The 14,832-nt window shown below is 61.6% G+C and carries 10 protein-coding genes and 1 pseudogene; 1 reads left to right on the top strand and 10 read right to left on the bottom strand.

Annotation, left to right across the window (positions count from 1 at the left end; genetic code table 11):
* Position 1: 1 nt before the first annotated feature.
* The 9 genes from MTP13_RS12305 to MTP13_RS12265 all read right to left on the bottom strand — a co-directional run bounded on the left by MTP13_RS12305 (position 2) and on the right by MTP13_RS12265 (position 14,051).
* Positions 2-3,706, bottom strand: coding sequence for a YobI family P-loop NTPase (locus tag MTP13_RS12305; RefSeq protein ID WP_243568036.1), 3,705 nt, complete (start codon positions 3,704-3,706; stop codon positions 2-4).
* Positions 3,703-5,181, bottom strand: a complete 1,479-nt coding sequence (locus tag MTP13_RS12300) for a hypothetical protein (RefSeq protein ID WP_243568035.1) — start codon at positions 5,179-5,181, stop codon at positions 3,703-3,705. Before MTP13_RS12300 ends, MTP13_RS12305 begins: the two co-directional genes overlap by 4 nt.
* A gap of 40 nt (positions 5,182-5,221) precedes the next feature.
* Positions 5,222-8,359, bottom strand: a complete 3,138-nt coding sequence (locus MTP13_RS12295) for a type I restriction endonuclease subunit R (RefSeq protein WP_243568034.1) — start codon at positions 8,357-8,359, stop codon at positions 5,222-5,224.
* Positions 8,356-9,162: an abortive infection family protein gene (locus MTP13_RS12290; protein WP_243568033.1), complete on the bottom strand. Its 807-nt coding sequence runs from the start codon at positions 9,160-9,162 to the stop codon at positions 8,356-8,358. The genes MTP13_RS12295 and MTP13_RS12290 overlap by 4 nt, the downstream gene beginning before the upstream one ends.
* Complete coding sequence (locus tag MTP13_RS12285) at positions 9,159-10,313, bottom strand: restriction endonuclease subunit S (protein WP_243568032.1); 1,155 nt, start codon at positions 10,311-10,313, stop codon at positions 9,159-9,161. The genes MTP13_RS12290 and MTP13_RS12285 overlap by 4 nt, the downstream gene beginning before the upstream one ends.
* Positions 10,310-11,875, bottom strand: coding sequence for a type I restriction-modification system subunit M (locus tag MTP13_RS12280; RefSeq protein WP_243568031.1), 1,566 nt, complete (start codon positions 11,873-11,875; stop codon positions 10,310-10,312). Before MTP13_RS12280 ends, MTP13_RS12285 begins: the two co-directional genes overlap by 4 nt.
* A 213-nt stretch (positions 11,876-12,088) precedes the next feature.
* The gene (locus MTP13_RS12275; protein ID WP_243568030.1) at positions 12,089-12,832 is read right to left on the bottom strand and encodes a hypothetical protein; all 744 of its coding nucleotides are present in this window, start codon (positions 12,830-12,832) and stop codon (positions 12,089-12,091) included.
* Positions 12,833-12,990: 158 nt separating this feature from the next.
* Entirely contained in the window at positions 12,991-13,515 is a 525-nt protein-coding gene (locus MTP13_RS12270) for a DUF3846 domain-containing protein (RefSeq protein WP_243568029.1), read from the bottom strand.
* A 194-nt stretch (positions 13,516-13,709) separates the two neighbouring features.
* On the bottom strand, positions 13,710-14,051 hold the full coding sequence (locus MTP13_RS12265; protein WP_243568028.1) for a hypothetical protein: 342 nt from the start codon (positions 14,049-14,051) through the stop codon (positions 13,710-13,712).
* A 193-nt stretch (positions 14,052-14,244) separates the two neighbouring features.
* On the opposite strand from MTP13_RS12265, the pseudogene MTP13_RS18295 reads away from it, so the two are divergent.
* Positions 14,245-14,526: pseudogene (locus tag MTP13_RS18295) on the top strand (hypothetical protein); the annotation flags it as partial.
* A 96-nt stretch (positions 14,527-14,622) separates the two neighbouring features.
* On the opposite strand, the gene MTP13_RS12260 reads toward MTP13_RS18295, so the two are convergent.
* Positions 14,623-14,793 carry a hypothetical protein gene (locus MTP13_RS12260; RefSeq protein WP_243568027.1) on the bottom strand — a complete coding sequence of 57 codons (171 nt, stop codon included), beginning with the start codon at positions 14,791-14,793 and terminating at the stop codon, positions 14,623-14,625.
* Positions 14,794-14,832: the final 39 nt, after the last annotated feature.

The raw sequence follows: 14,832 nt of genomic DNA, 5'->3' as shown, positions 1-14,832 counted from the left end.
CTCAACTGCCGTATCGCTTGTGCACCTTCATCGGATTGCGATCATCCTCAACTCTCGTAACAATGCCACGCTGCTTCAGGGACTCGATGAGCCTGAGGTTGTCGGCAGTGTTCGGCACCTTCGGTTTGTCGCGGCCAAATCGCGTCAGCTGACCATAGTCGCCACCCAGAGAATTCAGCACTCCGAAGAGCTGCGCGTCAGATGCTGTATACAGGTACGGCACGAGGTGATGTAGCACCTCGCTATTTCCGATCCGATGACTCGCCATCTGCTCGACGACCGAGAAGCTCACGAGCTTCTGGAGCCTTCGCGCAGTCTTCCCGACCTCGACGAGTCCGGCACGTCCGCCAGCTGGCGTGTACTCGTCGGCATTCTCGATGATTACCCGCTTCGCCTGATCGGTCACCGACGCACTTGCAAGCACCTTCGACAGGTCGGCACCGACGAGTTCCGGCGTTAGCCACTCGGCGAACTTCGGGGATGCGGCGATGACGCGCTCGCGTGTCGCCCAGTCCGCCGAAGCCAGATGCTCATATGTCGCTGCGCTGTCGGAGATCACCCGGCGAGCAATCAGTTCGGGATAGAGCACACCGGACTCGACAGGCAGATCAGCGACCGCGAGCCACGCCTTCAGCCCGAGACTTTCCGCCAGCTTTGCTCGAAGCTCAGCACCGAGTGTGGACGGGGTCGAAATCAGGGAGACGGCAAGGCTCCGCTTCTCGTCCTCGTCGGCATCGTCGTGCCCGGTTATCTCCTCACTCGACGCGAGCACCACGGCGAGATTCACGTCCGCGCTCCCGATCTGCTCGATGTATCGGGTCACGTTCGAGAAGCTGGCCGGGAACTTATAGTGCGCCGCGAGCACAGCCCACGTCTCTTCGGGCACATCTTCGACATCGGCGATACGGCTCTCGTCTGAGACGCCCTCGATAAAGCGCTCGAGCAGATCCGGCGCTGCTTCGTGCACCTCGCGGATAACCACATGGAAGCGGTCGGTCGCCTCGTTCGTGGCGGCATGACCGTCGACAGCATCGAGGTAGCTCGATAGCTCGGCAAGCGCCTTGGCGTACACGTCGGCGCGGTGAGTGGACCTGAGCTGGTCGAGGCCAAGGCCAACCCCGTCGCCGACCGCCGCCTGAAGGTTAGACAGACTCATCTCATACAGACCGAGCTTCACGAAGGCCGGCCGCACTGCGTCGCTGGTGCCCGATAGGTCAGGCAGCGACAGCCCGGCGTCCTTGAACAGGAGCGCAATACGTTCGGCTCGCGCTGCAGGCGACGCGTCGCTCGCGATTGCGGGCAGCTGCGCATAGTGCGCAGCAAGGTAGGCCTTCGCCTTCTCTGTCACGGTTTGCTTCGGCTTAGTGGTCAAGCTCGCGAGGCAGGCACTGACAAGCTCGGTCCTCGTCTCGTCGTCGAGTTCGACGTCCGCGATCAGGTAACTGAGGATGCGCGGACTCCGCGCCGTGAGCTTCTTCACGAGCGCTTCGCGCGACGCGCCACTGCTCAAGTAGCTCTCGAGGAACTTCTTACTGTCTGCGTCGAGGCGTGCCAGAGCCGTGATCATGATGTCTGCGTCCGCGCTGTTTGCATCCAACAGGTAGTCGAGGATCGCGATATTGAACAGAGCTGGATCCGCCAGCGACCGGGCTCCGCGCTCACGAATAACAGCCTCTGCGTCCTCGGCTGTCAGGACGAACTGCGCATCCATGAGTCCACGCTCGACGTGATGGATGATGAAGTTTGTGGCCGCTGGACTGACTCGGTCCCCATGGAACGTCGACGTGTAAAGCGTGAAGTTGCGATCGATGTAGCCCGCACGGAGCAGGTTGAACGCGAGCCCCTTGGTCAACAGCTTCTCTGCGACGGCTGCGAGCGACTGCGAATCGCCCTCGTACTCGACCAAAAAGTCGGGCTGACTAATGAGTTCGCCCATGTCGGATGTTCGCAGGAACGCGAGCTGCTCCTGCAATTCGCGCACTTGCTCGGACTCCGCCTCGTCGTCGCCTTCGCGCCACGCTTCCTCGTTGAGTGTGTCGCCAACGAGTGCCGCGATATCGCTCCGCGACAGTGTGAACGACCCGCCGCCGTAGTACGGATTATTCCATCCCACAGTGCGGTCCTCGGACTCGGCCAGCTCACGCCAGAACTCGATCGACTCGAACTCGGTGGCGTCGGCACCTCGTCCGTTCAGGAGGTACTGGCCGTTTTGAGCGCGCACGTTGTTCGATGAACGCACCAGCAGATCTATACGAGCGACCAACAGCTTTCCGAGCCGTGACGCCCGCTGCTTCGCGACCGTGCGACGCGAGATCTCCAAGCGCGCAGACCGAAGCTCGCGCTCAAGGCGCCGGATGTTCTCCGATACCAACGTCCGGCTGACCTTGTATAGCTTGTCGAGCTTGCTCTCGCCGAGCCGAATGACCTCGAAATCACTGAGGTGGGTGCTCTTGTAAAGCATCATCGCGAACAGGTGCGTCTCACTCAGCTCGAGCTGCTTTCCGTCCCCAGCGAAGATCCTGTCTCGGAAGACAACGAACTCGTTGCGCACGTTCTTGAGCAGACGCATGTCCGGTACGAATCGGCCGGCGAGGTCGATCAGGTCGGGCGATACGTCGTGCTCGATGCCGCGCAGAATCTGCGTGGTCAGGTTGCGGGCGCTTCGATGCGTAATGAATGGAACGACCGGAATGACGAGGTCGAAGAACTTGGTGCGGTTCGCACGCACGATTTCAGCCTGTGCCGGATCCTCGATCTCGATGAGCGAGACGTCCACCTTCCGCTTCTCGTGCTCGAGACTCACTCGGTCGAAGATGCTGTCCTTGATGGCGTAGATGAAGCGGATCGGCTTTTTGATCTGCGGCGATGCGTTGAGAAGCGCATTCAAGGAACGCAGCGTCTCGAAAATGTGTGAATCGTTGAAGCGGTCGATGTCCTCGAAGATTACGATGTCTCGCTTCGAGGTCTCAAAGAAGTAGACAATCTCGTCCAGATACTGGTCGAAGTACGAGACCGACTTCTCGTCTAGCGTCACGGCGGCAGGGCCAGCCGAGAACTGACGGATGTGGATCCGGCCATGAAGAAGTGCGCGAGCGGCGACAATCGCGCCCGCTGCGAGAAGCGCGATGAGCGGGTACACCCAAAGGCCCAGCTCAAGGAGCGGTCGGAGGGCTCGTTCGATCGTCCCCGCCCATCCCAAGATCATGAAGGCAAGCGAAACGATCACGCCTCCCATGAGGGCAAGCGTGGTCTCCCGCCCCCAGCTGAATCGTTCGATCCGGCGGAAGCGTGAAGCGCGAGCGGACTTCGGTTCTTCTCGGTAGAGCAGCTGTTTGACGATCTCCTGCTGGATGCGGTTCGTTGGCGTCCTCGCCTGAGCCGGAACCGAGTCATCGACCTCGGAGTTGTCGATCGGCGAAAGCGTCGAAAGCGAGAGCTCCACCACGCGGCCGTCGTGATCGTCCGCAACGCGCCCCAAGATGCTGCTCTTGCCGACGCCGTAGTTACCGGAAAGCGCGATGTTCAAGACATCGTCCTTCTTCAGGTTGTCGGCGATGGCTTGGGCGTACTGCGCGTGCTCGGTTTCGATGAACTCCGGCGTCAGCGCGGTCAGGTCCCAGGCCGGGGACACAGGCTCGTCGTTGAGCGCACCGTTCGCCTTCTTCGCGCGCCGGTGCTTGAAGAAATCCTTCGCTCGCTTGATCACGACTCTGCCTCCGTGACCTCGTCAAGGGGGAGTTCGTCGCTCACCTCTATGTTCGACGCCGAAAGTGGCTTACGGGCGTCGACGACCGATGACCGCAATGTCATCCCGGTGCGTGACGCTGCCAGTGCCACAACGGCGGGAAGTCGGCGGACGCGATCAACGGAGCTCGGCGTAGCGCGATACTGCAGCGCCAGGAACCATCCGTGTGTCGCGCCGTCGGACGTCAAGTAGCTCGGAAGCTGAGCCTCGAACCCATTCCAAAACTTGCCGTTGTGCACCTTCTTGACCTCAATCAAAACTCGCGCTGTGGTTCCGGATGCCGCCTTGAAGTCGACTGGTCCTCGTCCCAACTCGACCTCACGATCGATCTCCACATTGAACTGACGCAGGTATGGCTGGGCCAGTCCAAGGAACAGCAGCTGCGCGGCTTCCTCCGGCTTCTCTGATCCGTTCGAGTTCCAGAGCAGACTCCATCCGCGCTGCTGTTCTACGAAGTGCTGGAATCGATCGACGAGCTCACCCACCAGTGTGAGTAGGTCATCATGCGACGTAACGGTCCGCGCCGCGAGAGGATGCTCAACCGCGTACGCGACCGGCGCCTGGTCCCACTGGACGACACCCAGCGGGTCGGCGCTGAAGTCGTAGCCGTGGAGGTCTTGTCGGCTCGTCTGTTCGCGCGCCCATTCGCGGACTCGATCCGGGTGGCGGCGCGCCCAACTGACGATGTCAGCCTTCCGCACGGCCTCGCCGACCTGCAGGTTGAGGGTGAGTCTGATGTCCTCGTTGAAGTGCGAGTCGAACCAGTCGTCGGCGTTGAGCGTTGGAAGATCGTTCAGAAGCACTCGCGGCAGCAATATGACTGGTCGGCCATCGACGGGGTTCGTCGGCAGCAGGACATCCTCGGCGATCCAACGAGCTGCTTCAAGCGACACACGCGCTGACTTCACGCGGTGTGTGTTGAGCGGGATGCCGTGCCGTTCTGCGATCGTCTGGGTGTACTCGATAAAGCGCGCCTTGAGGACGTTGACTGTGGCGTCGGAGATCCGGTCGGGACCGATGCCGACGTTGAGGATGCCGATCTCCTCAATGTGTTCGGGCTGCGTGAGTCCGGCTGCGATGGCTGTCGCGATGCCATCAGCCATGGTCGCAGCGAATCGATCGCCCGAGCCCGAGCCACTCGTGCCGCTGGCTGTGTATCCCAAGCCAACCTCGAATGGCTCCGGAAAGGTCAGGAGCCGCCGTGATGCTTGCGCCGAAACGGACGTCGAGCTGGTAGCTCTCGCCACCAGGCCGTAGCAATGGACGAAGTGCGCAATGAGCTGCTCGTGAGCGCTGGCCCACTCCCCCCCTGCTTCGAGGAGCAACAACGGATCGATGAACAGCTTGGTATCGACCGTCAGATGGGGATCGAACCAATCATCATCAGCCGTCTGAGTGACGCCGAAGTGCTCCGAGAATCGCATGGCTACGCGCACCCCCAGGAGGCTTGCACTGAAGCGACGGCTTGATACGTGATCATCGCTGCGCCTCGCTGCCTGCCAGTACCTCGGCCTGCTCGAGCACGAGCTCAATTGCCTTGGCCTCTGCGTCTGGCGGGTAGTCATACTTCGCCAGCAAGCGCCGAACCTTCGTGCGCATCGCAGCGCGCACTGAGTCCTTCAGATTCCAGTCGATGGTGGCTGATGACCGAACTGCCGTCACCAGCTCCTGCGCGATCTTCTTGAGTGTGTCGTCTCCCAGCTCAAGCACCGCGGCATCATTGATCCGGACAGCGTCATAGAACGCAGCCTCGTCTTCACGCAGTCCGAGCGATTTGTGGCGGGCGTCCTCGGCGCGCATCGACTTGGCGAGCTTCACGAGCTCCGCGATGATCTCTGCCGTCGTCAGGGACCGGTTCGTATAGCGGTTGATAGCCTCCTCGAGCTGCTCGGAGAACTTCCGCGCCTGCACCACGTTCGTCCGCTGTACGGTGCGGATCTGGTCGTTGAGCAACCTTCGAAGCAGCCCCATCTGCAGGTTGGGCTTCTCTTTCTCGGCGAGTGAATCGAGGAACTCCTCGGACAGCAGCGACAGCTCCGGGGTCTCGACGCCGGCCAGCTGGTAGACGTCGATCACCTGATTTGCCGACACGGCCTCGTTCAGAAGTTGTCCAAGCGCAGTGTCGATCTCGACGCTGCCGCTGCCGCCACGTCCCGAATCAGGGTTCTGGATCTTGAGGATCGCTGCGCGTACGTCAGTGAACAAGCGAACGTCATTCCGAATGGCCGCTGCTTCATCGCGTGCGCCGGCCAGTGCAAATGCCTTCGCGAGCGCCAGCACCTGATCGTTGAAGCGGCTCGTTCGATCTGGATCGGCCATCACGAAGTCGAGCACCTTGGCGTACTCCGCGAGACGCTGCGATGGTGACAGTGCCGGGGACGCGTCGTAGCTCACGCCGTGAAGTAGTCCCCGCACGACGTCGTGCTTCTCGAGCATGATGTCGACCATGTCCTCGATCGGCACACCCGCCTGATCGCGGTCGGACGGCGAGTACTCGCTCAGCGCGCTCTGCAGGTTGTCGAAGATGCCGATGTAGTCGACGATCAGTCCGCCCGGCTTGTCCCGGAACGTTCGGTTCACGCGGGCAATGGCCTGCATCAGCCCTGCGCCCTGCATCGTCTTGTCGACGTACATCGTGTGCATCGACGGTGCGTCGAAGCCCGTCAGCCACATGTCACGCACGATGACCAGCTCAAGCGGATCGTCGGCGTTCTTCGCGCGTGCCTTGAGATCCTTGCGCACGTCCTTGGAGTGGATGTGCGGCTGGAACTCTGCCGGGTCTGCCGCCGAGCCGGTCATGACGACCTTGACCTTGCCCTTGGCGGGATCGTCGGAGTGCCACTCCGGACGCAGCGCCACGATCTTCTCGTAGAGGCGCACCGCGATGCGGCGGCTCATCGTCACGATCATGCCCTTACCGAGGATTGACTCGCGTCGCTTCTCCCAGTGCTCAACGATGTCCGCTGCGACCATGTCGAGTCGTGCGTCGGCGCCGACGATCGCTTCGAGTCGTGACCATCGCGACTTGGCGGCAGTCGCAGCGTCCTCTTCGACTTGCTCGGTGACTTCCTCGACGAGTTCGTCGAGTGCGGCGTAGTCCTCAGCTGACAGATCGACCTTGGCGAGGCGGGATTCGTAGAAGATGCGGACGGTCGCGCCGTCCTCGACAGCACGCGTCAGGTCGTAGACGTCGACGTAGTCGCCGAATACGGAGCGCGTCGACTTATCTGCGGAATCAATCGGCGTGCCGGTGAAGCCGAGATACGTAGCTCCCGGCAACGCGTCGCGCATGTGCTTGGCGAGCCCGGCCTTGAGTCGTCCGCTGCGGTCGAGGTACTCGCTGAAGCCGTACTGAGAGCGATGCGCCTCGTCCGCGATCACAATGACGTTGCGTCGATCGGTGAGGACGACGTTCGCATCGCCATCCTCGCCCGGCGCGAACTTCTGGATGGTCGTGAAGACGATGCCGCCAGATGCCCGGGTCAGTCGTGTGCGCAGATCCTTACGCGTCTCGGCCTGGACCGGCGATTCAGGCAGGATGTGCGCAGGCGCGAAGACCTCTTCGTAAAGCTGGTTGTCCAGGTCGTTGCGATCCGTGATAAATACGAGCGTCGGGTTGGCCATCCGCGCGTCGCGCATCACCTTGGCGGCGTAGAACACCATCTCGAAGCTCTTGCCGGAGCCTTGGGTGTGCCAGACGACACCACCACGACGGTCGCCGGACGGACTCGATGCCTGGATGGTCGACTCGACTGCAGCGTTCACTGCCCAGTATTGGTGGTACTTCGCGACCCGCTTGATAAGGACAGATGTCTTCTGTTTCGTGACCTTGTCCGTCACCGTCTCACGGCTGAACACAACGAAGTTGCGGAGCAGATCGAGGAAGCGGGTCTTATCGAAGACGCCCTTGATAAGCACCTCGAGTGCCGGCCGGTCTGTGATGACCGTTCTGCCGTCCATCGTCTTCCATGGCGCGTAATGCTCGAATGCGCCGCTGTAGCTACTCATCGCGGCAGAGGTTCCGTCGGAGATGACCGTCACAGCGTTCGCCAGGAACACCGACGGGATGTCCTTCCGATACGTCTGCACCTGATTCCAGGCGGACTTGAGCGTTGCGTGTTCGGCAGCCGGATTCTTGAGCTCCAACAGCGCGAGCGGGATTCCGTTGACGAACACGAGTACATCGGGACGGCGGTTCTTGCCGTTCTCGATAATCGTGAACTGGTTCAATGCCACCCAGTCGTTGCGCTCGGGATGCTCGAAGTCGATCAGGTCGATCGTGCGCGTCCGGAGGATGCCGTCGGAGCCGCGCTGCTCGACGGGCACGCCTTCGGAAACAAGCTTGTGAAGCCGGTGGTTTTCATCGATCGCGCTCTGCGACTCAGCACGGCGCACACGCTTGATGGTCTCAGCGACCGCATCGTGATCGATGCCCGGATTCAGGAGTCGAACTGCGTCGCGAAGCCGGTCCCAGAGGAAGACCTCCTCGTACGACTCACGCTCGGAGGTAATCTCACCGGGTGCAAGACTCGGGCCGTGCAGCGTGTGATAGCCAAGTTCGGCGAAGTACTCGAGCGCGGCAAGCTCGACGATGTTCTCGTTGAAGTTGCTCATCGGGCGCCTCCCACCGCGACGGGCACTGTCGTGCGACTGTGCTTCGCGAGATAAACCTCGACGAGGAAGCTCGCCACTGTCTTCGCTGAGTTCACTGCGACGCGCGCGTGTCTCGCCTGAGGCTGTACGTGGCGCGCGTGCCCGTCACTGGCCATATTCCTGATAGCGGCGAGACCATTCACGATCTGAACCAGTCCGCGCGCTATCTGTTTGAAGCCTTCGTCTACCTGCTCGTCTTTATCGTCGATGCGAAGAATCTTGGCGACCGCTTTGTACTGCCGCTGTAAATCTCCGGAGTAGGTGCCGCTCGCACCGGTCAGACGAATCTCCAGCTGCTCGAGAACCGCTTCGATGAGTGTGCGCGATACGGTGATCGCACCCTCGAAATCAGAACTTGCGAGCCGCCGCTCGGCCTTCTCTGATAGCTCGCGTACATATTGCAGCGTGAGTACGTCCGGTCCGCTCGGGGTGGCACTCAGAGGTACCGCGATGCCCTCAAGCCGCGAGACAATGGCGCGGTACTTATCGAGCGAGGCTCGATTCTCATCGTCGTCTCGAGGCTCTCGGTACTCCAGAAGGGCGTGCAAGACACGCGCGCACTCAGCTGTCGATGCAGAGTGGAAGAACGCGCGCAATCGCTTGGCTTTGGACAAGCCGGTCGCTTCCGGTTCGATGTCGACGTCTAGGTCGGCGAAGAACTCGGCGAACGTACGGTTGCTGAAGTCGAGTACGTACCCGCCACCCATGGCGAGAACTTGTTCGATCACCCGGAGATCGGAAGAAGTGAGCACTGGCGCACTCATGTCTCTACCTCCTGCGCTTCCGGTACTCGTATGCGGCCGGAGAGCAGTTCAGGAAGCATGGCGTCACGGAGTGCTTCGAGTCGCAGAACCTCCTGCTCGGCGATCAACAGTCGATCCCAGAGCGGCTCAAGCGCCGCGTCAAGTTCTCGTAGGGCCTCCTCGCGCGGAAGCTGCACTGTGGTCGTGTCGAGATCACCGCGCTTGATATGACCCATAGTTGTTGCCTTATCGGCCGCGTAGCCTCGGAACACATCGATAACTGCGTCAATGCGGTCGAAAACGAGCCATGCGGGGTACCCGGTCGGGATCACCTTGAAGATGTGCTGGTTGATGATCGCCTCATCGCGCGCCCACCGATAGATACCGAGGGATCCAGACCATGACATGAGGATGTCCCCTGCGTGAGCCGTCTTATCATCGGGAACATCGAGTTCGTTGTAGACAGTCGAGGCGCCCGGGCCCGAGTTCAGCTCCGCTATCCGAACTACCATGCGACCAGAACCCGTGGCGCCCTTCGTGTACGCGCCACCGTTAACAAACTTGGCCAGCGACGAGACGGATACGTCGCTCGCGCCTTGAGCGATGTGCTCTTCCACTCGGGAGCGGATCAGTTCAGGGACGAGGCTGATGAGACGTCGATTCGACTCGATTTTGTCGTCCAGGGACACGAGGGTCGCGGCGATGGCGCGCTGCTCCGGAAGCGATGGTAGCGGCAACTCGAAGGCGCCCATCTGCTTCGCATTGAGTGTCGGCTGTGCGGCACCCGACCTGTAGCTCGCGACATGGTCACGCCAGTCCTGTGACTGAAGTGCGTACCCGAGATACCCCGGATCTGCCTTCAATGGGTCGGCCTGAAAGCGAACGAGATAACCGGCGAACACTGCGTTATGGGGTTCACGAACGATCGCTGCATTCCCGACTCCGTTGCCGAGCCGCGAGATCAGGAGGTCGCCCCGATGGAGTGCGTACTTCTCGAAATCGGATGGATCTAGATCGCAGTACGGAACGGAGCTCCAATCAATTCGCCCCGACGCGATGTCAGTCTGACGAACAAAACGTGGTCCGATAGGGGCTTTCGCCCCTGATGCGATCGCTCCATACTGGGGCGCGCGAGTCAGGCTGACCAGGGTCGCCGTAGGCCACACGGTCATTTCAGTCCCGCCAGCTTCGACCGCACGATCCTCTCGAGAGTTGCCCCGCGATCGAACTCATCGAGCAGCTCGCTCGTGAGACGCTCGATCTTGTCGGAGATCGGTTCTTCGTCCGCCGCAGCTTCAGCCGCACCGACGTAACGGCCCGGGGTCAGTACGAAGTCGTGCCTCTCGATCTCATCGAGTCTTGCAGCCTTCGCGAAGCCGGGCACGTCGACGAAGCCCCCGTCACGGTTGCGCCACGAGTGATACGTGTCGGCGACCTTCGCGATGTCAGCGTCATCGAATACTCGCAACCGACGCGACTCCATGGTGCCGAGCTTGCGAGCATCAATGAACAACACCTCGCCGCGACGCTCACGGTGTCCGTTGCCGTGACGCTCCTTGCTGATGTACCAGAGCGACACGGGGATCCCGGTGTTGAAGAAGAGCTTGTCTGGCATCGCCACGATGCAGTCCACAAGGTCTGCCTCGACGAGCTTGCGTCGGATCTCACCTTCGCCGCCGCTCTGGGACGACAGCGAGCCGTTCGCGAGCACGAAGCCTGCTGTGCCTCTAGGGCTCAGGTGATGGATGAAGTGCTGCACCCAACCGAAGTTGGCGTTGCCCTGTGGCGGTTTCCCGTACTTCCAGCGTGGATCATCCGCGAGCTTCCCGTCCCACCAGTCGGAGACGTTGAACGGCGGATTCGCGATAATGAAGTCTGCCCGTAGGTCGGGGTGCAGATCCTCCGTGAAGGTATCGGCTGACTTGGGGCCGAGATCAGCTTCGATACCCCGCAGCGCGAGGTTCATTTTGGCGAGCTTCCACGTCGTGTCCGTGTACTCCTGGCCGTAGACCGAGATGTCCGTGCGCTTGCCGCCATGGGCTTTCACGAACTCTGCGGACTGCACGAACATGCCACCCGAGCCCGCTGCCGGGTCGTAGACCCGCCCCTTGTACGGCTCGAGCATCTCGACGAGCGTCTTCACAACGCTTCGAGGCGTGTAGAACGCACCAGCATCCTTGCCGGTTTCCTTGCCGGCGAACTGCCCGAGGAAGTACTCGTAGACGCGCCCAAGCACATCGTCCGCACCATGGTCATCGGTGCTGGTGAATCCGATGCCGCCGATGAGGTCGACGAGCTCGCCGAGGCGCCGCTTGTCGAGACCATCACGTCCGTAGTTGCGCGGGAGTACACCTCGAACCGAGGGGTTTTCCTTCTCGATGAGGTCCATCGCCGTGTCGATGTCCTGGCCGACGGTCGTCAGTTTCGCCCGGGACTGCACGTAGCCCCAGCGAGCGTTCTCAGGCACCCAGAACACGTTCTGGCTGGTGTACTCATCGCGGTCTTCGAGGAAGGACGCAACGCGCTCCGGCTTGATCCCATCTGCGAGCAGCTCCGACTCCAGCGAGCCGCGGCGCTCCTCGAAGCGGTCTGAGATGTACTTCAGGAACACCAGACCAAGCACGACGTGCTTGTACTCGCTCGGCTCCTGATTTCCGCGCAGCTTGTCGGCAGCGTCCCACAGTCGCTGCTCCAGCGTCTTCGTTGGTTTCGGCTTTGCGGTTCGTCCTGCCATGGCGTGTTGCGGTCTCCTTAACGCCGATCAGGGCGCAGATTAATGGTGTCGGGTCACTGATCCCACGCTATCGGCCGACTACGACATTCGAGCCGAGGACACCTCAGGTGAGACTTTGTGTCGCGTTCCGGCCGGGAGGCTAGGCGCCTCAACCTGATGCCGATAACTGCCCTAAGTATATCCTGAACTGGACTTTTCGTGTATAGCGATCGATCAGGGGCGCTGTCCGGGGTCGCGCTCGACCTCAACCGGCATCAGCTCAGCCTCGGCATCCGCCTCGATCTCTGGCGCTGCCTCGAGCATCAGCGTCACCTGCCGAACGACCGCCTCCGGGCGGTTGCGCGCCATCTCGCGCTGCAGCTCGGCGATCGCTTCGTCGTCTGCGACCTGCACCGACGACAGGAGCTTCCACTGCTCGTCGGCGAACTTGCGCGCCTCGAACATTGCCCGAAAGCGGGCGTACCACTCCTCCGGGCCCATCTGAGGCTTCGCGGCGACGACGTCAGTTCCGGGTGCTGCCTCATTCTCATGCGCGGGCGGAGTCTGCACGACGATGACGCTCGCCTCGTCCACGTCAGCCTCGTCGGCCTCACTCCCCTGCCCACGCACCTTCTTCCAAAATGACCGGACTGCTGGCAGCGCTCGCTCGTTGATCATCCGCTGCACGTGCGGTGTCGCTTTGCGGACCAGGACGTACCCGCCCGCCGCTGCGCCGATCACGGCAAGGATGAGAAGCGCCGCAGCCTGTGCGTCGGCTTCGGAATCGGACTCGCCACTCGGCGACGTCGAGTCGTAGCTGTACTCGTCCTCGTCATCCGGCTCTTCGGGATGGAACGACGCATGATCCGACAGCTTCCCCTCGCTATCGAAGAGCAGTTGACTCAGGCCGCCGTCCTTCGCCTGCCCCGGCGTCAGCGAATCGTCGTCGTACTCGAAGTACCCGTGGATCTTGACCATGTAGTCCCCCAGCGCTCGTTGAGACTCAGTCAACACCAGCGGGCCGACACGCATCTATCGGACATGAAGAAGGCGGCACCGACTGGAGAGCGCCGAAGCTCTCCATCCAGTCGATGCCGCCAGGTTGCGGTGTTGCCTCGAACTGAGGCGGCGGAGGGTCACGGGTCTAACCGCGGCCGCCCGTCGACGAGTGGCACAACCTCGACTTCCTCTGCTTCTGGCCAGCGCTGTTCAAGCACCACCGCCCACGTCAGGGCGTCGAAGTAGCTTGCGAAACGAGCAGACGACATGAGCAAACTCGGATCTCCGGCCGTCAACGGCAGGACGATCTGTGCCAGCCTGCTCATCGGGTGCACGTCGCGTCCGGGCGCACTATCGAGCCTGACCACGATGCCGTGCTCGATGGGCTCCGTCAGCAACCGCAGAACCGCCTCGGGAACATCCGTGCTCTCGCCATCAGCGTCGGGCCAGCCGACAATCACAGCGTCGCGCACGAGAAGCGACTCGCGCGCAGCAGGCTCGTAGTACCACCACAGAAACGATGCCCGCGAGTTGAACGGCAGCCGCCGAAGCAGCCCGATCTCGTTGACGTAGATCGTGACGCCCAAGTCCGGCACGTCCACCGCCTCGATGTAGCCATCGACACTGCGAGCGTAATCGTCGACGCCACTGAACTCGCGCACGACCAACTCCTCCCGATCATCTGCCGGGAGGTATATCCCCCTGACCATCGTCATCTCCTTGCTCTATGCGGCCGGCGAACCAACTGGTTCTCCTGGCAAGCCGCAGCGGAGCAACGAGGGCAGGTAGGTAGCGGCAGCCGACCCGGAGAAGCGCATCAGCGCTCAACTCCGGGAACGGCCACCGTCGGGGATGATCAGGCGCCGGATGGCGCCTGCTTGGATGCACGAGCGGTCTGCTTGGCGGTCTTGCCGCCCAACACTGCCTCGATTGCGTTGCGCCGCGTCTCCGCGTCGCGTTCGATCTCGGCACGCACCTGCTCGGCGCGCTTCAGCACGGCCGGATCGGACTTGCTCTTCTCGACCCAGTCCTCGAGCGCGAGACGCGTCTCTTCCGTGAGAGAGCGCTCGTTCAGCTGCGCCAGAATCTCGAGCTGTGCCCGTGTTCCGTCGCTCATGCGCACCGACAGTGGGCGCAGCGGCCCCATGCCGTTCTCGTGCATCGTGCCGCCCATCTCGGCGGCAGTCTCCTCGCTCATGGCGAGACCTCCTTCATGCGAGCGACCCGCGATCCAGGGTGGATCACGTTCAAGTCGCTCCGCATGAGCGAGGACTCGTGATTATGACGCGTCAGGCAGCACCGTCAATATTCCGTTCGAGAACGTTGTAATTTCTACGGCACGAAGAGCCTTGAAAAGCAAAAGCACTTCCCGCATAGTCAAAGCACATGAGATGGGCACAATCTACACCGGAATCATTCGCTACAAAGGACGCCTCTATACCGGAAGGCACGAGCCCATCGCGACGAAGGAACTCTTCATCAAAGTGCAGACGATCCTCAACTCGCGCAACCGCGATGGCGACCGCGACATGAAGCACTTCCACTACTTGCGAGGACACCTCGTCTGCGGCGCCTGTCACGCTGCTGGGCGTCTTAGTCGACTCGTGTATAGCCAGAACACCGGCAACGGCGGAACGTACGAGTACTACACCTGCGCAGCCCGTAATCGCGTTGGCTGCCCCACGACCGGCTTTCGGATCGAAGACATCGAGGATGAAATTGCGAAGAAACTCAAGCTCATCCGCATCGACGCCGAGGCCATCGCGACACTACGGCAGCTGCTTACAACGACGCTCCAAAGCATGATCGATGCCGATGCCGACGCGAAGTCCGCGCTCCAGCGCGAGCTTGACGATCTGGAGGCGCAGGAGGAGCGCCTCGTAGAACTCGCCGCCGACGGCACCATCGCTACGCCGAAGCTTCGAGAACGACTGGAGCAAGTTGCGCTTCGCAAGGGCGTCATCGCGGAAAAGCTCGAG

This window comes from Agromyces soli, from assembly GCF_022811605.1.
Taxonomy (GTDB): Bacteria; Actinomycetota; Actinomycetes; order Actinomycetales; family Microbacteriaceae; genus Agromyces; species Agromyces soli.
This window is presented reverse-complemented; position numbering and strand designations above follow the sequence as displayed.

Coding starts and splice junctions, on each gene's coding strand:
- MTP13_RS12265 (WP_243568028.1), bottom strand. CDS start 14,051: ATGAGCGAGGAGACTGCCGCCGAGATGGGCGGCACGATGCACGAGAAC.
- MTP13_RS12275 (WP_243568030.1), bottom strand. CDS start 12,832: ATGGTCAAGATCCACGGGTACTTCGAGTACGACGACGATTCGCTGACG.
- MTP13_RS12280 (WP_243568031.1), bottom strand. CDS start 11,875: ATGGCAGGACGAACCGCAAAGCCGAAACCAACGAAGACGCTGGAGCAG.
- MTP13_RS12295 (WP_243568034.1), bottom strand. CDS start 8,359: ATGAGCAACTTCAACGAGAACATCGTCGAGCTTGCCGCGCTCGAGTAC.
- MTP13_RS12290 (WP_243568033.1), bottom strand. CDS start 9,162: ATGAGTGCGCCAGTGCTCACTTCTTCCGATCTCCGGGTGATCGAACAA.
- MTP13_RS12285 (WP_243568032.1), bottom strand. CDS start 10,313: ATGACCGTGTGGCCTACGGCGACCCTGGTCAGCCTGACTCGCGCGCCC.